Here is a 22,011-nt window from a genome sequence, read left to right on the forward strand (position 1 = left end):
TCACCCGAAGATCTCCTTTTCTTTGCTACGCAGCAGATACACGAGGTAAGGCGCACCTACGATGGCTGTGATGATCCCGATAGGAATTTCTGCCGAGGTCAGAGTACGCGCAATCGTATCACAAAAGATAATGTAAACACCGCCCATCAGCGCTGCTGTGGGAATGACAAAACGGTTATCCGGCCCCTGGATAAGGCGGGCTGCGTGGGGCATCATCAGACCTACCCATGCGATAATCCCGACCGAAGATACGCAGATGGCAGTCACCAGCGTTGCCAGCACGATGAAAATAAACTTAAAAACTTCCGGGTTCACACCCAGCGCCCGGGATTCCTCGTCGCCCATGGAAAGGACGTTCAGCTTCCACCCAAAGAACCACATGATAGCTACGGATATTAACACAACAGGCACAGTCAGATATACGTCATTCCACGTGGTGTAGTAGAAGCCGCCCATCATCCAGAAGACAATCTCTCTCAGTTGTGTATCATTTGAGAGGTATTTCATGATGGAAACACAAGCGGAAAATATCGAGCCTATGATGATACCGGCAAGTACCAGCGTGACCACTGGCGTCTGTCCACTGCTCCTTGCCAGCGTGTACGCCAGGAATACGGAGAGCGAAGCAAAAACGAAAGCACCTAGCTGTATAGAAATAAAGATATGAGGGTAGACAATCCCAAGCGCCGCGCCGAACGCCGCTCCCGAAGACACTCCAAGGATGTATGGCTCCACAAGAGGGTTGCGGAAACATCCCTGATAAACCGCCCCGGCCACAGAAAGACCGATGCCGACGGTTATAGCCATAATGACCCTCGGGAAGCGGATGTTCCAGATGATCGTGTTTTTCAGTTTATTCAGGGAATCCGCGTTGTCCGGTGAAAACAGATGAGTGGCGATGATAGAGTATACTTCCGATATAGAAATCTGATAGGTCCCCAAACAGATCGTGACCATCCCGCCTGCCACCATAACAACAGCGAGAAAGAGCATGATACACAGCTTCCTCGCCTCAAAAAAATCGAGGGCTGTGAGGGCCGATTTTTTCACGTCAGTCGATACTTCTTCCATGATAAACACCTAAAAATCAGACTCCACCGTCCAGTCCAGCCACTGGTTTGAACGAAGATCCTGTGCGGTTGTCCTGTTCACACCGTATACGTCCTGATAGAAATCAAGGACGAACTCGTGAACTTTGATATCGCTGAACAGGTCAGGATAACAGGCCTTGGCGATGATCATTATGTCAATCGGGTATTCTGTCCGTCGGGCGCAGTTCATAGGCGTCCACGGCATAGCATACACTCGCTTGTTCAGGATCGCTCGCATGTTCTGCAGATTCTGATAATATGGCGCTTCGTACAGCTCGCGCGGCGGATGGAACCCGTTTGACGTAGGCAAAAGTATGACATCAGGGTCTAAAGCCAGCACCTGCTCAGCATTTAAAAGTTTGCCGGAGCCTGTGTCACGGTACACATTTCTACCATTAGAGATATTTTCAATGATGTAGGATTCGGGTGTGTCAGTACCAGTTACAGTCCCTGCTCCGCCAGAACTTCTGGCATTGGGGGACAGCCCGATATAGAGTACAGTGCTCTTTTTATTGTCCGGTATGTCTCTGGTACGCTCCCGGATCATCTTCTCAGTGCTTTCCAGGTAATCAGCCAGAGCCATCGCCTTCTGTTCTTTTCCGAACAACTGGCCGATCACGCGCATTTCATCTCTCATCGTGCTCAGGTCAGAATTCTGATAATATGAAGGTGAATACAGTACCAGTATCGGTATTCCCAGCGACTCGATCGTTGATATCGTCTTCGTGATCGTTTCCTCATCACTGGCACCAACAGTACAGTCCCCCACCCGCATGATGACAACATCGGGGCTCACATCTGCCAGTGTCTCATAGCTGACAATGTTTCCCTGGGGAGAGTTGATACATGGGGTTTCATTCAGCCAGGGATGCAGGTATTTCATTGTATTCCACCCATGTGTGTACGAATAGTTCGTGCCATTTATCGTCGGATACGTATATGAGTAGTCTTTCTTGAGAGACCATGAGCCGATAGCTACGATTTTATCGATCTCGCTGAGATTGGTCAGGACGCCTTCAACGAACCCATCGTCAATAGTAGCGACACGTTTGATATCCTCTGGCACTTTTACCTGCACGCCACGCATGTCCGTGATGTATCTGTACCCGTAGTCATCCGAGCTTGCCCGTACAGGTCCTGGCGTAACATCAGCACCTGAATCGCCTGTCCAACCAATACAGCCTGCCAGAGAGGCAATCAGCATGATGATGATAAAGGATATCGCAACATACTTATCAAGGGAGAATACACAGCTCTTGCCTGGTTTTATCCCCATACTCTTTCTCATTATTGACCCGCCGTGTTTTTAGAAATCGAACTCTACCGTCCAGTCAAGGTACTGAGCCGACCTGATTTTTTCTGCTGTTGCACGGTCCACCCCGTACACGTCCTGGTACAGTTTCAATGCAAACTCATGGACCTTGATATCCTGGAAAAGATCAGGATAGCACCCCTTCGCGACAATCAGCAGGTCAAGCGGATACTCGACACGACGGTCACAATTTCTCGGCGTGTAAGGCATGGAATAGATACGCTTGTTTTTCACGGCCTGGAGTTCCTGCATGTTCTGGTAATATATCGCGTCCTGAAGTTCGATAGGTGGATGGTATCCGGAATATGTGGGTAAAAAAATCACATCAGGGTTTAATGCCAGTACCTGTTCGGCATTGAGCAGCTTGCCCGAGCCGAGATCCCGGTAAGCATTCTTGCCATTGGCAACAGTCTCAAGGATGTACGATTCCGGAGTATCAGTGCCACTTACATACCCAGCACCGCCACTTTGTCTGGCCTTGGAAGAGAGCCCGAGATACAGTGCTGTGACCTTTTCATCCTCAGGGATATCCTTAGTCCTGTCCAGGATCATCTTTTCCGTATTATCCAGATAGTCTGCCAGGACCATTGCCTCCTCCTCTTTATCGAACAGCTGTCCGATTACACTTATTTCATCATGCATGGTGTTCAGGTCGGAATTCTTGTAATTGTTCGGGGAATAGAGCACGATTACGGGTATGCCCAGCGACTCGATCGTCGAGATTTTTTTGTCGTTATCTTCGGTACTGGTGGCGCTCATCGTACAGTCACCGACCCTTATTATGAGTACGTCAGGGTTCGCACTTGCCAGTTTTTCGTAATTAATGATGGTCATGCCTGACGAAGACTCCGTACAGGATACATTTACTAACCAGGGATTAACGAGGCACATCGTATTTGACCCGCCGCTAAAAGTATAGTTTGTACCGGAGTTCAGGGTAATATTTGACTGATAAAATGAACTGGAACCTAGCCCAACAGAGCCGACGGAAACTACTTTATCAACTTCGCTAAGATTCGTCAGGACGCCTTCAACGAACCCGTCGTCAATCGTAGCGATACGCTGGACATCCTTCGGCACTTTCACCTGTACGCCCCGCATATCCGTTACGTACCTGTATTGTTCATCAGGCGAGGTTAATGTCGTCGGCGAGTCTGCGGCAGTTGTTGTAACCTGGCCTGTCTGTTCCATACACCCTTCTACCGATACTATAAGGAGTGTTACAAGTACACACAGCACAAAGCCCTTTTTAAAATTAAAATAACTCGAAGGCTTGCTTATTCGATTACTATTGTTAGGCCTATCGTTCATATACAATTCCTGTAGCAATAATTTATTTCTTAGTATTACATTTTACTACATAATGTTATCGAATTAGTTTTTATAGTTATTATTATATGAAAAGATAACAATTATTGCTAAAAATTATATATAACATGCAGAGGCATGATAGAGAAGTTTAGTATAAAGGGTTAAAAATGGCAAGATCTATCGATCATTGGTTTTCCGGGAATCACATGGATGAGGCAGTGTATGAACTGCCCATATTTTTAATCATTATTTTTTTACTTCTTACTGCGCTGCCTTTAATCGCTTATGCGGACGATATGAAGCAAATCACTGTAGTATACCTCTATGATGAAGGCTGTCACCAGTGTATCGAAGCAATGCCAGCAGTCAGGCAGGCCATTGAAGAAGCCCGTGAAGAAGGCTTATCGATAGATTATCAGGAAATAAGAGCTAATTCAAGAAAAGGCGCGTCTTATATCGACCGATATAGTCTAATAGATATCCCGAATCTGATCATCGATAACCATACGGTCATCGGCCCCGCAAACCTGGAGGAAGAGTACGGAGCGGTCCTGAGGAATATTAAGGATACAATAGTTTCTTCTTACGGGTATGCTTCACCAGTAATTGTGCATACGACGGCGGTAAAAAAGAGTGAAAGCGACAGTAACGTCACGGTAACAGTATATATCTCCAACCAGGGCAACAAGGCTATTAATGTCAGTCTCTCGGGAGGGCTGACAGAGGGCTCTCGATTAGCTTCAGGACAATTTTACTGGAGCGGCCTATTACAGCCGGGTGCTGAGGAAAAGGTCACATATTTGCTATCGGGAGGCAATACCTCTTATGTATCCCCTTCTGCCGTATATTACGAAGATGACTGCGGCAGTCACATTATCACAGACAGTTATGTGCCCGTCAGCACAATGTCGGTGCTCTCAATTCCCATTGCATTTGCATCTGGAATCGTAGCTGCCTTTTCCCCGTGTATCCTCGCAATCATGGCATATATGACCACACTGGCAGCCTCTGGCGAGAGACGGTACTTGCTGCTTCTTAATGTAACGGCGTTTTCGGCAGGGCTGCTCTTCATGTATTCACTGATCGGCATTTGCTTTTACAGGATCAGTATAACCATGCCGTCCATGTATAACATAGCAAGATATGCGATCATTGTTTCAATGCTCGTCATCGGCTTTTCCATGATACTCAGGACATTATTCCGTTATGAGCACAGCCTGTCGGATGCCGGGTTCAAAAAATTCGTTTCTCTGCTGCGGCCGTATGGCAAAATAAGTATGGCTGGCTGCAGCTTTGCCATTGGGCTGGGATTCGGCCTGATAAAAATGCCCTGCGCTGGCGGGCCATATCTCGCGATACTTGGCATGATGGCCGACCAGAGCAACTCATTTCAGGGATTATATTACCTGCTGGCTTATGATATCGGCGTTGTGTTGCCTGTACTGGTGCTCGGAGTGTTGCTCTCCACAGGGTTTTCTGCCCGTCGGTTAGATGCGATCAGGACACGGTACCGGGCCGTTCTGAACATTGCAACTGGGATCACTCTTTTTATTCTGGCTACAGTGCTGGCATTTGACATTATATAAACATACAAAGTTGAAGCGATCAATACAACAAAATTTTAACAATGAAGGTCTGCCAATAAATAATTTCATGAAAGGATAAAACTTCATTTTTTAGACCTCTTTTTTAACAATTTATAACACCTAGTAACACACATACTTTAAAATAGGCAACTTTATTAATGGTTGGAGCAGTTAACGTGCTACAAATCTTTGTTATTGTTAATATTTTTTTAGATATAACTTTGAATACTGCACATAGCGATTTCCCGATTTGAATGTTAGATATTTAACATAAAAAGTAGCGTTTTCAGATGTTTTTGTGCCTTAACCGAGTACAAAAGGCTGCAAATAATGGTTAATTAATAAACGATCGAGGTTGAGGTTTTTATGACTAAATTGATAGTTTATATGTTTCTAATTATACTCATTAGCCTGCCGTTTGCCGGATGCATATCAGAAAAAAACACTTTGCCAGCGACAGCTTCATCGATAAATGATGAATCCAATAATATCACAGATATGAGAGGCATCCAGGTGAAAGTGCCGAAAGACATTACAAGGGTAGCTGTGATCAGCGACGGTTTCGTAGAATGTACGATGATCAGCCTGGGTGTTCAGGACACTATCGTGGCCGTTGGTACCACGATCACCTCCGATTATACATATATATTCCCGAGCGTCAAGGGAGAAAATTTTACGTATGAGAATGGTAAAAACACGATGCTTTACTTAGACCCTTTGTTAAACGAGACTGTCAGGTTGACACCCCAGCAGTACAACGTCATCAGCTACGAAACGCTTGCAAGTTCAAATCCTGACATAATTATTCTCAGGGTAGGAGACTGTACGGTCGGGTGGGACAACCGTGATATGATGAATAAAACGATCGAAACGATGGAATCGCTTGGAATCCCTGTGATAGTCCTGTATTCCCCTACATACTACTCGAACTCGGACCTCTCTACTATGAGAAACGAGATAGAAATTATTGGACAAATTTTCGGTAAAGAGAAGGATGCTCTTGAGCTGGTCAACTACATTCAGAGCACTGAGAAGATGATATCGGACAGGACCAGCGATATGCCTGAGGCAAGCAAGCCTGCGGTATTATACTTCGGCCTTTCGCCAAATGCCAGGAAAGCCGGTGGCGCAGGCCACTCATGGGGCATCGATACACCTGAGTCGTACACTATAGAGGGTATAGTACATGCAAAGAACGCCTACAGAGATACCGGTACCGCAAAGATACTGAATGCCGAGCAGGTTCTGGCCATGGACCCTGATATCATATTACTGGCTACTTCATGGGGATACCATCCGGCCCGGGAACTTTACGAAGCGCCGTACTACCAGAACTTGAATGAGCTGAGTGCGGTCAAGAATAAGAAAGTGTATTCGATGCCGTGGACACCCTCGAACTGCGCTCGGCGCCTGGAATACCCTATCGACCTGATGATAACTGCAAAAGCAGCTTACCCGGACAGGTTCCAGGATATCAAAGTCCACGAATGGGTACTGGACTTCTATAAGCACGTCTATCATGTCGATGACGAAACTGCCAGAGGTCTCAGGTCAGCGCAATGGCTAGACTGGATGGAAGAAGAGGACTTTTGAGGAGAATTTTTGAGGAGAATTGTTATGATGAATAATACGATCGACTACGGAGAAATCTGGAAAACGATGATGACCGAGAGCAAAAAGACGAACTTTGAAAGCGACAGGTTCTGGACAACGGAAGAGGCGGTTAAATATGACACGCAGATCAAGATGGACAACTGGAGTTTTTCCAGAAACCTGATCAAACGGATTGATTTCACTCCAGATTCAAAAATCCTGGATATCGGATCTGGTCCCGGTACACTGACCATACCGCTCGCAGGCATGGTTAAGCACGTCACTGCTGTCGAGCCTTCAGATGGCATGTTATACTGCCTGAAAGAGAACATCAAAGCTATAGGGCTGAATAACGTTTCCTGGGTCCAGAAGAAGTGGGAAGATGTCGATCTCAAAGACCTGAACGCTCCGTACGATGTGGTCGTCGCCTCATTTTCCCTGGCCATGCCGGATATCAGAGAGGCGGTAATTAAAATGAACGACGTGTCCTCGAAATACGTCTACCTGAACTGGTTCGCAGGTATGCCATCCTGGGAAAAGACGTATGCTGAAGCCTGGCAGAGGGTCCACGGCACTTCGTATAACATCCACCCGCAGATCGACTGCATATATAAAGTGCTCTACGACATGGGGATATACCCAAATGTCACCGTATACCCTGATTACTGGGAACTGGTCTACCCGGGAATGGAAGCAGCAGTTACTCATTACAGACGGATTGTCAACGCGACCACAGCCGAACACGATGCAATACTACAAAAGTATATATCCGAAGCATTTTCCTGCGAGAATGGAAGCATCAGAATGAAGGAAAAATCGTATACAGCTTGGTTGTGGTGGGAAAAGTCGTGAATCAGTTCGGATGGCGTATAAGAGATAATCCCATATATTCCCATATCTAAATCTTTGCCATTATTCCCAAATCTCTTCTTTTTCTCAAAAAATGCAGGAGATCTGTATAGAGGATTTGCACTGTTTGCCGCACTGGTAGTCAGCCTCTGTTTGATAGCTCTCATTATCGGGTTTTTCACAGTCTTCGCTACATGGATATTTGCAATATCAGATGCATATAAGATGGTTAAAAAGCAGAATCGTGGAATTGAAAAGAGAAGAAAAGGGATTTCTGCGTGATTTGATACGCATATTTTATAATACCCATATTTGACAGGTTCGAAATCAGCTTCTCTTTTTCTATTTGATGATGAAACATGGCCAATATACCTGTTTTTTCAGATCTGGTCAGCAATTATACTAACAGACTCTGACCGGGTTCTTAAATATTTTATCCTCATTATTCTTCATTGTTCGATATTTCATCATTGTTTATTACTCTTCACCGATCTCCTTTCTGAATTCTATGTAATCTCTTTCGACTTCTTCAAGTTCGTATTCCATTTTATACCTCCGTTTTAAAGTTATAGCAATTAAAGTTCCTTAAATAAAGCTTACATTTATCTTCTATTATAGGAATGAGGTAACCTATTTCCTATGTTATATTATAAATAACTTTCTATCAAAACAGATTATCTTTACAGGAGCTATTATGTATATGAAAAATCATGGCTTGCAGATCCTCAAACATAGCCACCGGAACGTGAATGAGAGCTGAAATATTGAGTCTCACTCAACTGATTGACATTGTTGAAAAATAATTAAATCTTATTGTCGGCAAGTTTTCATTTGTGCCATAGTAGAGGTTGTTGTAACATAAACAACAGGAGCAGGAATGGGATTAGTGTATCGATAAGCGGAAATTGTGGCACAGCTATCATTTTCCTGCTTGATGCTTATTTACGCTTCTTCTGCTTTTTCGATTTCATCCGGCAAAAGCACCAGCTGTTTAGAATTATTATTTTTATCCACAAATTCAACTTCATAGGTTTCATCTGGCTCACGAAATGCAACCACTATGGAACCGACATCTCCTTTTTTAATACATTCCTCAGGAATGTCTTTCTTTACTCTTACAACATCCATTTCTGAAAACTTCACGTTAATCACTCCCTTAACCCACAAAGTCGTTGGTATTGAACTATCAGGTTCCACTTATATAGGGATATGGTGCAGGGCTGGACAAACATCATGTACTCAGGAAAATAATACCTTGCACTAGTTTTGTTGAGTTTGGTACAGGGATGCATACAAACATCATGTACTCAGGAGAATAATACCTTGCACCGTAGTACATCAGCCACCGTAGTATATTAGCCTGTATCACCATCATTTTCCTGCCCTGTAAACCCTTATTTCTTCAGACCGCATACCTGAACCTTGCCTTGGGGAAGTAATCGGCGCATTCGACCTCAAGACCATTCTCGTCAACCATCAGGAAAGTGCTGCCGAGGTGGTGGAAAGGTAACTTTCGATGCCTTCAGATGTTTCCTTAATAACCTTGATTGTAAAAATAATCAAAAGGGACTATAAGCAATAAAAAACTCCGTAAAGGGTAGATTTAAAGTGTTCCAATAGATCCAGGATCAAAAAGAAAGTTTTAACAATAGTTTATAAAAAGAGAGTATGAGGGTGTGGTTCGAACGCACGAATTCCTACGAAACCAAGTATTCAACTTTGTCGTATTAATGGCGTAAGGTTTTTCAAAAAATATCCGAACGCATATTACAAAAAGATGGGGGTAAACTCAGGAAGGTAATAATAAAAAACAAGGTATTTAATCCTACATTCGGCAGGTTAACGTAATTAGAGATAGATATTTTCATATTTCTCTCCCATGAGACCCAATATCTTCCAGTGAAGATCCTCCATATTCAGTATTTCTGAATTTACTTCACCTTCTTTCTGAGAAATAAGTTCTGTAATTCCCTGGAAATTGACAAATATCCATCTCATCGTAGGTCTTTTTGTTGGCTTTCCTTTTTGATCTGGAACCGTTTCATTTTCTTCCTCTAATTTTGTCCTTAATTTCCATTCTGCAATTGAATAAATCATTAAGCAGAGAACCATTGTCATAGCCAGTGCTTCAATTCTGCTTTTATTCTTTAGGTAGACTTTCGATATGCTAAATGTATCACTTTTCAAGAATCGGAATCCTTTTTCTACATTGTCCTGTCCTTTGTAATACTTCAGCATCTCTCCCGGAGAAAGAGTGATATCATTACTCGCAAGAATGAAAAGTCCCATTTTCTCCATTTCATTCAAAACAAAAGCATCATTAACCTTTATGCTTCCATCAATCCTGAAATAAGTCTTTAATTCCTCATCTTTAGAAGGTCTGCCTCTTTTACCTGATTCACGTTTTTTAATGGATTTCAAATCAACTTTTTCAAAAACAATAGAAGGGAATTCTTTAATCCATTTCTCTGCAGCTTTTGATGCATCCTCTTCGCAGAAGAAGTCCTCTCCTTTCAGCTTTTTAAAAGCCTTCTCTGCTTTTTCAACCTCTTTGTCAAGTTTCGTCCTGAGAGTTTTCTCTTTCTTCTCCTTCATCTTGTGAGAAAGCAGCAAAACCCACTTTTGTTTGACTCCGCCATATTCCACAAAGGTTTGATAAAAAGAGTACCTCTCATCACTTTTTAGCGTTTTCAGGTTCAGATTTGCAGTTAGCAGTTCCTTTGCCTCGAAAATTGTTGCAGGAACACGACTGATCCAGAATGATTTTCCGATATTCTGGATATTATTGTCTGTGTAAAAGGAACTATCAGCGACATAGTACACTTTGCTTTCAGGTCTTAAAACTGATTTGAGAGACGTTATTGCATCCAGAATTGTGTTTTTGTCGGAAGCATTTCCTGAATGTGTGTTCATGAAAAGAGGTATTCCATGCTGATTAACAATCAAGCTCAGTACAAATTGTTTGAGGTCCCATCTTCCGTTTTTGGGAATTCCAAAAGTAATATCAATAGACTCAGTTTCTTCGTCTTCATAATCACCATAAACGCTGACACTTGTAGTGTCAGAGTGTAAACAGTGAACAGGAATAGGTAGACGAGCCATAATGTGAAGGGTAATTTCCGTAAACAGTTTTGTAGGGCCATATTTTACGATTTTGTCAAGAGTCTCTCCGATAGCATATTGATTCAGGTCTTCTTTTGTTATACCGTCTCCAAAAAGCCTTTCAGTAGAAATGTTTTTGAAAAAATCAGGAAACAGGTACAGACGTTGCCCTATGAAACCTAGACCATTGAGTACCATGGCAAGGATGCAGACTGAGTGAGGAACATTATGATTCCGTTCTTTGGGAAGTTTCTCATCGATCAGTTTGTCAACTTCAAGTTCTCGGAAAACTCCAGCCATAAGACCTAGGTGACCTAAGAACCGTGTACGTTTTAAGGAGGATTCAACTCTTCTACTACTGTTTTTCTCTGCCATGGGATAACCAAGAAAGAGATATAAAATTAATGATATTAATTTATAGGTTTACCTGCCGAAAGCAGGTTTAATGAAGATATTGGACTATTATTCAGGTTGATAGTCTTTGTCCGGGAAGAATCTCTTCATGGAATTTCATTAAACTGATTTACTCTTTCTACCAGTTAGGCAACATCTCTAAGCGAGAAATAAAAGATCTTGTTATCCTAGAAACTCCAAGATATGCTTATTTACCAGAGCAGGCTGTTCCATAGAGACCAGATGGCCTGCATTAGGGATCAGTTTTGTTTCTATGATTGGCATCAACAGATTGACTTTTTCGACAGCATCGAAGGCATCATAAATAAACTCATTTTCGCCGACAATAAAAAGTGTTGGAATATTGATTCTGCTTAGCTCAATATCACTGAACACGTTAGGGAAAATGCTTTTTTTAGGGTTAGCGTAGCGAAAATGTTTTACACCACTCGCGAATTGCCTGGCAAACAATTCATTTGGGTGAAAACCCTTGTTAAAGAAACTCCTTAATGGGTTAGGTTTAATGGGCAAATAATGGAGAAAGCGGAGCAATAAGAGCACAGACCAGCTGTACGGCAGAATTGAAGCTACAGGTGCAAGAGCGACAATTTTGTTAACTCTATCCGGGAAAAATAAAGAAAAATTGAGCGTATGCCATCCCCCATAAGATGATCCGGCAATACTCGTTCGCTTTAAACCCAAACCCTGCATTACCTCACCCATCCAGTTAGCACAATCCTCCCTATCTCTGAGTAACCGGGACTGTAGGCTTTTTCCGGGCTCACCAATGATGTCGATAGCATAAACGCGACAGACGCTGCTTAAAGCGCCGATGTTTGGGAACCACATCGTGGAACCTGTGCCGGTGGCATGCAGCACAAGCAGTGATGGCGACCCTTTGGATCCGCTCGCGATAATATGAGTAGTTCCGAAGCGGGTCATTATATCATATTCTTCAAAAGGTACTGACCAAAGTTTCAGGACAGCATCATAAGCTGATACATACTCAGCTTCACCTTTTGAGCTTTTGAAAGAGGCTAGTTGGCTGGACATTGTAAAACCTTCATTCCTGGCAGAATCGCTTGAGAAGGCAAACAGAATCGGGTCTTGATATTTCCCCGAGGTATTGGATATGGGCAAAGTTATTACAAACCTGGACCCATGCATCGCCTGTCGAACCCGTGAGACGATCTGATATTATGAAAGAATAAATTATGAATATGCACGAAATAGAGACTCGCCAATGCGCTGCTTCTCTTATTCTCAACGAGTTCATTATTGCCGGGAACAAAATAAAAAACCGGGCTAAGCCGTAATTATACAGGGGATGGAATTTGAACCCAAAAACCCCTAAGAGAATAGGCCATCAACCTGACGTTTTGACTTGGCTTGTGAAACCCCCTCATCTCGAGGTAGCAAATGAATAAACATTAAGAACTTAGTAGAAACTTTATTATAAACTTATTCTGAAAAAAGTATTTCTGCAAAAAAGCATTAAATTTGAAGCTAATATATTAAGGAATTTAGTGCGAGGGATGGGATTCGAACCCACGAACTCCTACAAGACTAGGCCCTCAACCTAGCGCCTTTGACCTGGCTGGGCAACCCTCGCATTTCGATGTAATTTTCGACGTAATAAATGAATTGGTTTTAAGGACTTAGTATAAAATTTTCTATAAAAACATATTGAATTTAAAGTACCAATATTAATTCAATGTTAAGAAATCTGGTGCGAGGGATGGGATTCGAACCCACGAACTCCTACAAGACTAGGCCCTCAACCTAGCGCCTTTGACCTGGCTGGGCAACCCTCGCATCCTGTTTTTCTTTTAAATTCCGGCGCGCCTTGCGCCTTGCACTTCCTCACAATATCATGGATAATATATAAACGTTTCGAGTCATGAGGAACGCTGGTAATAATTGATAGAATATCCCGCAGTAAACGGAGTAATTCCCGAGGTGTGCGGGTAGAGGAAACTCTCCGGACATAGAGCTCTTTCCGGGGCCAGAAAGGAATAAATTTGGCTCCGGAAAAATTGGTTTGAACCACAGATGAAGCTGGGTTCAGAGCTGGTTCAGAATTGCCAGAAGACCTTCGGCTTTGCCCTTAACCACGTTTGCGGCGTTAAGAACAAGGTCTTTAGCTGTATATGAACCATCGGACTCCATGGTAAAAACAAAAGCGCTTTCGTTGAAGTCCACTTTTATAGCGTTAATGTCACATACCTGCTCACAGAGCCTGCAGAGGGAACACCTTATGACGTCGTCCTCAGCAACCCTTGCTCCGGCCTCTTCAACCCTGATAATGCTCTTAGGACACTCTGCTGCACAGTGCCCGCAGGCATCGCAGTTTTCAATGGTTATAATAGGCACGTTTTTGTAGCCGCAAGCAACGCCTGCCTGCCATTTTACGCTGTCTCTGCCGTAACCCATATGGGCGATAGCCTCGAGCACAAGCTTCTGTCCTTTCTTCAGCTCAACAATCGGTACATTGGGATCTGCTGGCTGGATTTTAGGGTCAGAAGAGATGAGGTCCCGCGAATGAACAATCCCGGGCCCTTCTGCACTGAGGGTCAGGGAGACCTCGCAGGCAGGGCAGCCTTCTCCTCCGCAGATTTCGCACTCAGCCTGAGGCATATACGTCTCTATATCCGTTACAAGCGGGATTAAGGAGAGACGGAGAGCCAGCTGTTCATCATAGAGCACGGAGGTGTTGTCATAAAGGTTTACATACTCAATTGCAAGAGTGGGTACATCGGCGATCATGGCACGCCGGATGCCGTTAGCAAAAGCCGTGGTTGCCTTTGACAGCACAAACTTTGCGGATCTATCCGATAACTCCAGAATGTCTACTTCCATCGTCATATACCTTAATTCCCCTTCATTTTGAATACATTAAAAAAAGAGAATTTTGAAGAATTCTCTGAATAATTCTCTTTATACACGCCTTCCGCCTTTCGGACGGGTGCCGTCGTGCGGGACAGGAGTAACATCTTCGATCCTGCCAATGCGGATTCCTGCTCTCGCAAAAGCCCTGATTGCAGCCTGTGCACCGGGTCCGGGGCTTCTCTGCTTGTTTCCTCCAGGAGCTCTTACCCGGATGTGAATGCCATTGATGCCCTTGTCCCTGAGCTGGTCAGCAAGCTGGCCTGCCATCTGCATGGCAGTGTAAGGAGAACTTTCGTCCCTTGCAGCCTTTACGACCATACCACCAGAGGACTTTGCAATGGTTTCAGCCCCGGTGATATCAGTTACTGTGATAATTGTGTTATTAAATGAGGACTTAATGTGAGCTACAGCCCATTTCATATCTGCCATGTTTATCTCCTCCCGCCTCTCTTCTTCCTGCCGCCGCCTCTCTCAGGGGGCTTTTCTCTTGCCTGCTTTGCCTCGGCAGCAGCCTTAAGGGTTGTTGCACTGTCTGCAAGGAAGGATGCGACCTGGACAGGCCTTTCAGGATGAGCTTCACTCACAAGAGGAGAGTTTCCATAGTACCCGATGTGCATCTCATCATCCTTTGAGACCAGCATTCCCGGAATTGTAGCCTTTCTTCCGTTAATTGCAATGTGGCCGTGAGTGATGAACTGGCGTGCCTGGATAACGGTCCTGGCAAGCCCGAGACGGAGAACCTGGGTCTGAAGCCTTCTTTCAAGGATATTTTCAGTCTTTAAAGATAGAATATCGTCAATATTGGAATCAGATTTTATAATGCCGTAGCGGATGAGTTTGGAAAGAATTTCTTCGGACTGGGTCCTGTAGTGTCCTTCAAGCTCCATTCCCTGCCCGCCAGCAACGTGTGCAAGAAGTTTTCTGGCTTCGGATCTGTACATCCTGAGCATACTTGCTGCTTTCCAGACTTCCCTTTTGTTTCTGAGGCCGTATGCCTTCACGAGCTGGACTTCAGCTGCCATCCTGGCTTCCTGCCAGGGATGCTTGGGAGTCTCGTAACTTTTACTTTTTTTACCTGGATATGCCATTTCAAATCACCTTAAACGAAAAATTACTTCTTCCTGCTCACACCAACAGTTGATCCGCGGCGGCCTGTGGATTTTGTCCTCTGTCCTCTGACCTTAAGGCCTCTCTCGTGCCTGAGACCTCTGTAGGCACGAACCTTCTTCAGGTTGTTAATGTCTTCCCTGAAAGTCAGTACGATATCCGTTCCGAGCAGGTGCTTGTCCTGTCCGGTGACCAGGTCTTTTTGCCTGTTAAGCATCCAGGTAGGGACGATATCCTCAAATCTTCCGATTGTAGTGTCGAGTTTGGCTACTTCCTCATCCGGAAGGTATCCAAGTGTAGCAGCAGGGTTAACACCTGCGCTCTTTGCAATGAGTATTGCAGTACGCCTCCCGATTCCGGGAAGACCTGTAAGAGCATACTGTACGGGCTTTGCCCCCTGCAGGTCGGTATTCATAATCCGAACAAGATGCCTTAGTTCTTCTTTATTGTTTTCTTCTGCCATGTATTTCCTCCATTGGAGTGCATACAGCATCCTGTAGCCCCTGATCGAATACCCTGAAAGAATACACGAAAACTCAGGAGCAGCTCTCAAAAGGAGCTTCTTTACAGCATATACTGATGAGTTCTTTTACATGCAGCTGCCAGTATATAAGGATATCTACGCTCGCCCCCCACTGAAAGTGAATATTTGGAGGGGCTGAAAGATGCTAACGGAGATTTTTGAATAAGGAGAAAATGTGAAAATAGTATAGAAAAACAGCATAGAGAAAATAGTAGAAGTGTAGGGATAGTATAAGGTATACAGGAATAGTATGGAATGTACAGGAATAGTATGGAGTGTACAGGAATGAGATGAAAAGTATAGAATAATATGGAGTGTGCAGGGATGAGATGAAAAGTATAGAATAATCAAGGATAGGTAAAGGAATAGCAAAAGTAGAAGCAGATCGCAGTGGAAGTAATACAAGAAATATGTGAAGAAATATCCAAAAATTTGTACACATCAGAATAAGAAAAACCTGACGCCGAGGGGGAGATTCGAACTCCCGAGGGGCTAAGCCCCACAAGCTTTCCAGGCTTGCGCCCTACCACTAGACTACCTCGGCACAGAACTTATGGCACGACTTATACCATAACGGAATAGTGATATATAAATCTTATTCTAGGAATGCGTAAAGAAGGAAGAATTTTAAAGGTTAGAGCTGAACACTCTCTTCTTTTTTAGCCCAACCTTTTGGATAAGTTCCTGCTTCCATAAGTACCCGAATAGGAGAGGCTGCAATACCTGCAGAAGCCTTGAGGATCTCCTGGGTGTTCATTTCAGACTTTGCAAGAGCCACAAGCTCACCTTTTAAGGTAAAGAGACCTGTAAGTTCCCCTTTAGTCAGATTGGCGTCCAGGCTTGTAATTCCAGGGACTGCCAGGGAAGCGCCCGAACAAACTGCATCTACCGCACTGTCCCTGAGGATAATTTTAGGGAGGTGGGATACAGCCGATTCCATTGGTCTTATCACCCTTCTCAGTTCGGACTCATCTCCGTCTTCCTTCCAGAACACATATGCGTCTTTGAGTTCATGAAGAGTGACAAGGGTTCTTTCCGTAAACGGCCCTGCTTTAGTCCTGCGAAGTCCCTGCATATGCCCGCCGCAGCCCAGAGCAAGCCCGATGTCATGACAGAGTTTCCTGATATAAGTTCCTGCCTCACACCCAACGCGGATAAGAACGGACGTGCCCTCAATTTCAAGCACCTCAATGTAATAGATTGTCCTTACCCTTATGACACGTTTAACAGCTGATTTGATAGGAGGCATCTGGTAGATAGGACCTGTAAATTCCTCGCATATCTGGCGGACCATCTTCGGAGGCATAGCCCTGTGAAGCTTCAGATGGCAGATATACTCTTTTCCTGAAAGGCGCAGAGCAGGTACGGCTTTTGTAGCTTTTCCCAGCAGCGTGGGCAGAAGCCCTGTGACCTTAGGGTCAAGAGAGCCAGCATGTCCTGCCGTGTTTACGTCAAGTATAGCTTTTACCCAGGCTGCAACTTCGTGGCTTGTAGGTCCTTTGGGCTTGTCAACATTCACCACTCCTTTTTCGATGTATTCAAGAATGGGGCGCTTTTCCGGAGGACAGCCATAGGATGGATTTGTCCAGGCGCCAGACTTCCGGACAAGGGTTCTTTCAACTTCGGCAGGCAGTTTGCCGGCGGATGACATGGTTTTTCAAAACTCCTGGGTTATGTTTATGGATTCAAGTGGGTAATGCGTACAGATATAAATACTCTTTAGATACGAATTTCTTTAGATCTGAAACACTCGTATTTAAAGTATTCAAATAAATCAAAAATACCTGTAATAAACCTGAAGTCTCAGAAAAGTACAGGCAATTTCCAGTAAATAATTTTCAGCAAAGATAGTTACGCCCTGTTCAGGCAACACAGTAGGGCAACCGTCATGCCAACGGTTGCAGAGAGATAACATTTACAGATATCGAGCAGATGTCCGGCAAGAATCATAGATCCTGTATAGACATACTATATAAGGACCCGGCAGATAAAACCCTGTGCTAATTTAAGGACCTGCCCGGGAAATATCGGGGAAAATCGGCGGGATGACGAAAATCACTCCGGCCCCATCAAAGAATCAATAGCAACCCTGAGGATGTCAAGAGTCTGGTACTGGTTCCATTTTTCAGAATCGATAACAATATCGTAAATTGATAAATCCGTAATATCAATCTCGTAATAGTTCTTATAACGGAGGGCTTCTGACTTTTCCCTTTCAACCGTTTTTTCCAGTTCTCCATCAAAGGAGATTGATTTTTCGCGCCTCTGGATACGCCTGACCCTTGTCAGCAATGGGGCTTTAATCCAGATTTTAAGCACATGCGGTACCCCTTGAGCCATATGGCCTGCAAGCCGGCTTTCGAGAATGATATTGTCCTGGGTATGGATAATGGATTTCTGGTTCTTATCGATGTCAAGGTCAATAGAGGGATTCCTTTCAGCCAAGGCTCCGAATTCAGCCAGGCTCATTCCTCTCTCCTTCGCCATCTTTCTGAAGATTTCACCAGAAGAGACCAGCTCAAGCTCATAATATTCGGCCAGGAGCCTTGAGAGGGTTGTTGTCCCGCTTCCGGGGAGCCCGCTCACTGTGATCTGCATTAGACCCCACCGATGTTAAGTGCCTTCCTGATAAGCTGGCTGACCCCGAGAGAGGAGATAAAGTACCAGTAGATCCAGTGCTGGAAGGGACCAAAAGCTTTCGAAGTAAGCAGCTGCTCGCCCCAGAAGGGAAAGACCATGGTTGCAGCTCCGTGCCCGCTAATGTAATAATAAGCCCACATGAAGAGAGGAAGGGAGATGATACTGATATAAGCCATGGGCTTAAACTGCTGCTTAGACATCTTCATCTGGTCTTCCATCATCTCTTTACGCTGGTCTTCAAGTTTTTTCAGCATATAGGTATTCTGGGAAAGCTGTGCCTCCCGGAACTCCTTCTGAAAAACCTTCATGCGCTCCTGAGTATTTCTCATGAGATCCCAGTCAATAGTGTACTTCTGGATAAGAGACGCGTATAGGGCAGTGATGGCAGCCATAACTAAAAGGACCAGGTGGAAGTTGTTCTGTCCGACCAGCATGAGCACAGGGTCCATTAAAACGCCTACTGCTTCACCTACTGCCTGCCTGAAGTCCTGTCCAAGGATCATTATCCCGAACATAAGAGAAAAACCGAAAGCCAGCAGGAACCGGTCTATTTGCTTTTTTAATACCTCTGAAACCAAGTTGTCCTCACCATTTAAGGTTCAATAAATATAATTCTGAAATTTTGGTTATGATCTTATGATTCCTTCAAACGAAGAATGAATCAGAGAGAATGAAGCCTGATAAAACATAAAGCACAAATAAACAAACTCTAAGGAGAGCCGTATTAAAATTGTTTACACAGGGTTTTCAGGATAATAAGTTTCGATGTATATATAAGTTCTACTATTCACTCGAAGTTTGATAGCGGCATTTTTCAATCTGGAAACAGAAAGATGCAGTATGAAAGAAGTCTATCTCAATACTCAATAACTTTAATCCCCGAAATCCATCTAAATTCGGATCCTTCGTAATAATTTGCCTGTCCCGACAAAATATAATTGTAGTCATCAATTAATCAAAAATTTCTGCTGGTTTTCCATCGGAAAGCAACTGGCAGAGAATGAAGCAAAGATATCATTTTCCAGCCGGGTTGCACTTCGTTAGCACGATCCTTTTTGGCAGCTTCGGTGGCTGTTAAGATTTCGAGGAATCATATTTCCGAAAATAAAGAGGCTTACTTTAAAGTTTTGGTTCACTGAGATGGAGAAAAATAAACGGAGAGGCTCTTAGAGATCACTTCCGGCAGGACCCATACCTCAAAGGTAAGCAATTTCTTGTTTTCGCTTGTCCGATGTGAACGAGTCGTTGAGGAAAAGTGTTGAAGCATCTTTTTTGAAAGTGCTGAATCAAAACATAGTTTTAAATAATTTCTCATAAATTATCATAAAAAAGCTTCGAAGCCTGAAAAGAGAGAGCCAGGTTCGGGATAGAAACTTCGAAAGAAGGTCCGGTAAAGTACCTGCAGGCATGAAAGAGGTTAAAAATGAATCTTCCAAACCCCCATAAACAGCACCCGACAGTCAGCAAAAAGGCATGGATATCCGAAACCGCAGTAATAATCGGAAATGTAAGCATTGCAGATGACGTATTCGTAGGGCCCAATGCAGTCCTCAGGGCAGACGAGCCAGGGTCATCCATAACAGTTCACAGAGGCTGCAACGTGCAGGACAATGTTGTTGTCCATTCCCTCTCACATTCCGAAGTGCTGATAGGCAAAAATACTTCGCTTGCTCACGGGTGTATTGTACACGGCCCGTGCAGGATAGGAGAAAGCTGCTTCATAGGGTTCGGAGCAGTTGTATTTGACTGCAATATCGGGAAAGATACGCTTGTCCTCCATAAATCCATTGTCCGTGGAGTAAATATATCTTCAGGCAGGATGGCACCTGATGGTACCGTGATCACCAGCCAGGATCGTGCTGATGCCCTTGAAGAGATCACAAAAGACCTTACCGAGTTTAAAAAATCAGTGGTCAGAGCCAATATTGACCTTGTTGAAGGTTATATAAAGCTTGGAGAAGAGGGTTGAAGGTAAAGATGCTTTACCTGTCCGGAAATATTCAAAAATATCCAGAGAGATCGTAAAATATCTAGAGATATCCAGAGATATTCAAAAATATCTAGAGATATTCAAAAATATCTAGAGATATTCAAATATATCCGGAGATATTCGGAAATATCATGGAGAAAGGAAAAAGTGATTCCGATCGAAAAACTCTGACCGAAATTAAAGGTATTTTCCCTCCAGCTTTTCCAGAACCTCTTTTCCTTTATCCGTAAGCATGTATTTTTTCCAGGTCGTTTTCTCAGGAGTCAGGCATTCGATTAAACCCCTATCTTCAAGCTCTTTTAAAGCGCGGCTGATATTTTGTGTAGACCTGCTTGCTTCATGGGCAATATCCGAAGCCCTCACTGCAGTATGCGTTTTCATAGACTCCATAAGTATCAGGCGACGGTCAACGCTGATGACCCATTTCATCAGTTCATCTATTGAGTTTTCAGTCATGTTAAGCAGGTTCTCCAGTAAAAGCTTCCTACTGAGATAAGCAGTCGCATAATATTTAAAATTTAATCACTCTGTCGTGTAAGAAATTTCTGGTACGCCCATTCAAGCGCTTAAAGAAGCCAAAGAGAGGCAGATGACAATCAAAGAGAGGAAGTAATATATGGATAACACCTAACCTGAAAGAGTTGGCCCCAGGTTAAAAAGTTGAAGAGTTGGAGAAGTAAGAGGCTGGAAAAATAAAACTCCAGGGGCTGCTGAAAGAAAACAAAAATAGCCCAGGCTTAGTTCAACTTATTAATTCAACCTCTACAACAAATTATCGCTTGCTGCTCTGCGGGCCGTGACAAGCTCGTCCAGCAAACTTTCTGCATCTTTTTCAATCATCTCAATAAGCTCTCTCCTATGATTTGTAAGCTTTTCTGCAAGCTCCACATTTTCCACTGCCATCAGCTGGACAGCCAGAATTGCGGCGTTGTCCCCTCTTCCGATTCCCACACAGGCAACTGGGATCCCTGTAGGCATCTGTGCAATCGACAGGAGGGCATCGATCCCATCAAGGGCTGAGTTAACAGGAACCCCGATAACAGGTTTTATGGTGCTCGAAGCCACAACTCCGGGCAGATGAGCAGAGAGCCCGGCAATAGCAATAAAGGCTTTAACATTGTTTTTATGAGCACTTTCGATTATTTCGGCAAGCCTTGCCGGAGTCCTGTGAGCAGATGCGACTGTAATTGTATATTCAATGCCAAACCGATCAAAGATTTCGGTTGCTTTTCTTGCGATTTCTTTGTCCGATTTGCTGCCAAGTATTATTACGACGTCAGTCATGGATTACTCCGTATTCATAGATATGAGAATGTATGATAATATATGATAAATTATTTAAATTTTTACCTCCCGAATATTCCCTGGAAATAAAAAAGAAAAAATCCCCTGAATCACACAGCTGCATAGCCGGACTACCATCCAGAGAGTTAATTCTTTTTACTTCGGAGCGATGTTCCAATTCTGAAATCCTAAAATTCCCTCGCCAGCTTATCTAACGGCTCTTCGAAAGAAAGACTAAGGAAAAAGAAGATCAAATACAAAGAAAAAGAAAAACAATAGGTAAAAACCACTGAAAAAACCTCCATGGCTTAGCGCCTTTAATGATTCAGATAAAAAGAACA

General features: G+C 43.8%; 19 protein-coding genes and 3 tRNA genes. 4 read left to right on the forward strand and 18 right to left on the reverse strand.

Going from position 1 to position 22,011, the window contains the following annotated elements:
- Genes ACZ5A8_RS16810 through ACZ5A8_RS16820 form a run of 3 tightly spaced genes read right to left on the reverse strand, consistent with a single transcriptional unit; the run spans position 1 to position 3,714 of the window.
- Positions 1-1,071 carry a FecCD family ABC transporter permease gene (locus ACZ5A8_RS16810; RefSeq protein WP_464530464.1) on the reverse strand — a complete coding sequence of 357 codons (1,071 nt, stop codon included), beginning with the start codon at positions 1,069-1,071 and terminating at the stop codon, positions 1-3.
- 9 nt (positions 1,072-1,080) lie between these two features.
- Positions 1,081-2,379: an iron ABC transporter substrate-binding protein gene (locus tag ACZ5A8_RS16815; protein WP_464530466.1), complete on the reverse strand. Its 1,299-nt coding sequence runs from the start codon at positions 2,377-2,379 to the stop codon at positions 1,081-1,083.
- Between the two features lie 18 nt (positions 2,380-2,397).
- On the reverse strand, positions 2,398-3,714 hold the full coding sequence (locus tag ACZ5A8_RS16820) for an iron ABC transporter substrate-binding protein (protein WP_464530468.1): 1,317 nt from the start codon (positions 3,712-3,714) through the stop codon (positions 2,398-2,400).
- A gap of 167 nt (positions 3,715-3,881) precedes the next feature.
- Between ACZ5A8_RS16820 and ACZ5A8_RS16825 the strand changes: the two genes are divergently transcribed.
- From ACZ5A8_RS16825 to ACZ5A8_RS16835, 3 genes are all read left to right on the forward strand, one after another.
- On the forward strand, positions 3,882-5,300 hold the full coding sequence (locus ACZ5A8_RS16825) for a cytochrome c biogenesis CcdA family protein (protein ID WP_464530470.1): 1,419 nt from the start codon (positions 3,882-3,884) through the stop codon (positions 5,298-5,300).
- Positions 5,301-5,666: 366 nt separating this feature from the next.
- Positions 5,667-6,893 carry an iron ABC transporter substrate-binding protein gene (locus ACZ5A8_RS16830; protein ID WP_464530471.1) on the forward strand — a complete coding sequence of 409 codons (1,227 nt, stop codon included), beginning with the start codon at positions 5,667-5,669 and terminating at the stop codon, positions 6,891-6,893.
- A 27-nt stretch (positions 6,894-6,920) separates the two neighbouring features.
- Positions 6,921-7,745: a class I SAM-dependent methyltransferase gene (locus ACZ5A8_RS16835; protein WP_464530472.1), complete on the forward strand. Its 825-nt coding sequence runs from the start codon at positions 6,921-6,923 to the stop codon at positions 7,743-7,745.
- Positions 7,746-8,684: 939 nt separating this feature from the next.
- Here ACZ5A8_RS16835 and ACZ5A8_RS16840 read toward each other — a convergent pair.
- From ACZ5A8_RS16840 to ACZ5A8_RS16900, 13 genes are all read right to left on the reverse strand, one after another.
- On the reverse strand, positions 8,685-8,885 hold the full coding sequence (locus ACZ5A8_RS16840) for a DUF4926 domain-containing protein (RefSeq protein WP_464530474.1): 201 nt from the start codon (positions 8,883-8,885) through the stop codon (positions 8,685-8,687).
- Positions 8,886-9,590: 705 nt separating this feature from the next.
- Positions 9,591-11,219: an IS1634 family transposase gene (locus tag ACZ5A8_RS16845; protein ID WP_464530475.1), complete on the reverse strand. Its 1,629-nt coding sequence runs from the start codon at positions 11,217-11,219 to the stop codon at positions 9,591-9,593.
- A 201-nt stretch (positions 11,220-11,420) separates the two neighbouring features.
- A complete protein-coding gene (locus ACZ5A8_RS16850) occupies positions 11,421-12,290 on the reverse strand; it encodes an alpha/beta fold hydrolase (protein WP_464530477.1) in 870 nt (289 codons plus the stop codon).
- A 474-nt stretch (positions 12,291-12,764) separates the two neighbouring features.
- Positions 12,765-12,849: transfer RNA gene (locus ACZ5A8_RS16855), tRNA-Leu, on the reverse strand.
- A 115-nt stretch (positions 12,850-12,964) separates the two neighbouring features.
- Positions 12,965-13,052: transfer RNA gene (locus tag ACZ5A8_RS16860), tRNA-Leu, on the reverse strand.
- A 249-nt stretch (positions 13,053-13,301) separates the two neighbouring features.
- Positions 13,302-14,102 carry a DNA-directed RNA polymerase subunit D gene (locus tag ACZ5A8_RS16865; RefSeq protein WP_464530478.1) on the reverse strand — a complete coding sequence of 267 codons (801 nt, stop codon included), beginning with the start codon at positions 14,100-14,102 and terminating at the stop codon, positions 13,302-13,304.
- A 72-nt stretch (positions 14,103-14,174) separates the two neighbouring features.
- Positions 14,175-14,555 (reverse strand): 30S ribosomal protein S11, encoded by a 381-nt coding sequence (locus ACZ5A8_RS16870; RefSeq protein ID WP_011034088.1) that lies wholly within the window; start codon positions 14,553-14,555, stop codon positions 14,175-14,177.
- A gap of 2 nt (positions 14,556-14,557) precedes the next feature.
- Positions 14,558-15,214, reverse strand: a complete 657-nt coding sequence (locus ACZ5A8_RS16875) for a 30S ribosomal protein S4 (protein WP_322223908.1) — start codon at positions 15,212-15,214, stop codon at positions 14,558-14,560.
- A 23-nt stretch (positions 15,215-15,237) separates the two neighbouring features.
- Positions 15,238-15,726 (reverse strand): 30S ribosomal protein S13, encoded by a 489-nt coding sequence (locus ACZ5A8_RS16880; protein ID WP_229391354.1) that lies wholly within the window; start codon positions 15,724-15,726, stop codon positions 15,238-15,240.
- Between the two features lie 491 nt (positions 15,727-16,217).
- Positions 16,218-16,300: transfer RNA gene (locus tag ACZ5A8_RS16885), tRNA-Ser, on the reverse strand.
- A gap of 90 nt (positions 16,301-16,390) precedes the next feature.
- The gene (locus tag ACZ5A8_RS16890; protein WP_464530480.1) at positions 16,391-17,407 is read right to left on the reverse strand and encodes an RNA-guided pseudouridylation complex pseudouridine synthase subunit Cbf5; all 1,017 of its coding nucleotides are present in this window, start codon (positions 17,405-17,407) and stop codon (positions 16,391-16,393) included.
- Positions 17,408-17,811: 404 nt separating this feature from the next.
- Entirely contained in the window at positions 17,812-18,354 is a 543-nt protein-coding gene (cmk, locus tag ACZ5A8_RS16895; RefSeq protein WP_464530482.1) for a (d)CMP kinase, read from the reverse strand.
- Positions 18,354-18,974 carry a DUF106 domain-containing protein gene (locus tag ACZ5A8_RS16900; protein WP_229391358.1) on the reverse strand — a complete coding sequence of 207 codons (621 nt, stop codon included), beginning with the start codon at positions 18,972-18,974 and terminating at the stop codon, positions 18,354-18,356. Before ACZ5A8_RS16900 ends, cmk begins: the two co-directional genes overlap by 1 nt.
- An 845-nt stretch (positions 18,975-19,819) precedes the next feature.
- Between ACZ5A8_RS16900 and ACZ5A8_RS16905 the strand changes: the two genes are divergently transcribed.
- On the forward strand, positions 19,820-20,365 hold the full coding sequence (locus tag ACZ5A8_RS16905; protein WP_464530483.1) for an LbetaH domain-containing protein: 546 nt from the start codon (positions 19,820-19,822) through the stop codon (positions 20,363-20,365).
- 198 nt (positions 20,366-20,563) lie between these two features.
- Here ACZ5A8_RS16905 and ACZ5A8_RS16910 read toward each other — a convergent pair whose 3' ends face one another.
- Both ACZ5A8_RS16910 and purE read right to left on the reverse strand, forming a co-directional pair.
- On the reverse strand, positions 20,564-20,842 hold the full coding sequence (locus tag ACZ5A8_RS16910; protein ID WP_464530485.1) for a winged helix-turn-helix domain-containing protein: 279 nt from the start codon (positions 20,840-20,842) through the stop codon (positions 20,564-20,566).
- A 306-nt stretch (positions 20,843-21,148) separates the two neighbouring features.
- Entirely contained in the window at positions 21,149-21,670 is a 522-nt protein-coding gene (purE, locus tag ACZ5A8_RS16915) for a 5-(carboxyamino)imidazole ribonucleotide mutase (RefSeq protein WP_464530486.1), read from the reverse strand.
- Positions 21,671-22,011: the final 341 nt, after the last annotated feature.

It is taken from the genome of Methanosarcina subterranea (assembly GCF_055385895.1).

Bases quoted from the DNA above. Each gene is read 5' to 3' on its own strand.
- ACZ5A8_RS16825 (WP_464530470.1), top strand. From the start codon at position 3,882: ATGGCAAGATCTATCGATCATTGGTTTTCCGGGAATCACATGGATGAG.
- ACZ5A8_RS16830 (WP_464530471.1), top strand. From the start codon at position 5,667: ATGACTAAATTGATAGTTTATATGTTTCTAATTATACTCATTAGCCTG.
- ACZ5A8_RS16880 (WP_229391354.1), bottom strand. From the start codon at position 15,726: ATGCTGTATGCACTCCAATGGAGGAAATACATGGCAGAAGAAAACAAT.
- ACZ5A8_RS16910 (WP_464530485.1), bottom strand. From the start codon at position 20,842: ATGACTGAAAACTCAATAGATGAACTGATGAAATGGGTCATCAGCGTT.
- ACZ5A8_RS16815 (WP_464530466.1), bottom strand. From the start codon at position 2,379: ATGAGAAAGAGTATGGGGATAAAACCAGGCAAGAGCTGTGTATTCTCC.
- ACZ5A8_RS16810 (WP_464530464.1), bottom strand. From the start codon at position 1,071: ATGGAAGAAGTATCGACTGACGTGAAAAAATCGGCCCTCACAGCCCTC.
- ACZ5A8_RS16905 (WP_464530483.1), top strand. From the start codon at position 19,820: ATGAATCTTCCAAACCCCCATAAACAGCACCCGACAGTCAGCAAAAAG.
- ACZ5A8_RS16875 (WP_322223908.1), bottom strand. From the start codon at position 15,214: ATGGCATATCCAGGTAAAAAAAGTAAAAGTTACGAGACTCCCAAGCAT.
- ACZ5A8_RS16850 (WP_464530477.1), bottom strand. From the start codon at position 12,290: ATGTCCAGCCAACTAGCCTCTTTCAAAAGCTCAAAAGGTGAAGCTGAG.
- ACZ5A8_RS16835 (WP_464530472.1), top strand. From the start codon at position 6,921: ATGAATAATACGATCGACTACGGAGAAATCTGGAAAACGATGATGACC.
- ACZ5A8_RS16870 (WP_011034088.1), bottom strand. From the start codon at position 14,555: ATGGCAGATATGAAATGGGCTGTAGCTCACATTAAGTCCTCATTTAAT.
- ACZ5A8_RS16890 (WP_464530480.1), bottom strand. From the start codon at position 17,407: ATGTCATCCGCCGGCAAACTGCCTGCCGAAGTTGAAAGAACCCTTGTC.
- ACZ5A8_RS16820 (WP_464530468.1), bottom strand. From the start codon at position 3,714: ATGAACGATAGGCCTAACAATAGTAATCGAATAAGCAAGCCTTCGAGT.
- ACZ5A8_RS16845 (WP_464530475.1), bottom strand. From the start codon at position 11,219: ATGGCAGAGAAAAACAGTAGTAGAAGAGTTGAATCCTCCTTAAAACGT.
- ACZ5A8_RS16865 (WP_464530478.1), bottom strand. From the start codon at position 14,102: ATGACGATGGAAGTAGACATTCTGGAGTTATCGGATAGATCCGCAAAG.
- cmk (WP_464530482.1), bottom strand. From the start codon at position 18,354: ATGCAGATCACAGTGAGCGGGCTCCCCGGAAGCGGGACAACAACCCTC.
- purE (WP_464530486.1), bottom strand. From the start codon at position 21,670: ATGACTGACGTCGTAATAATACTTGGCAGCAAATCGGACAAAGAAATC.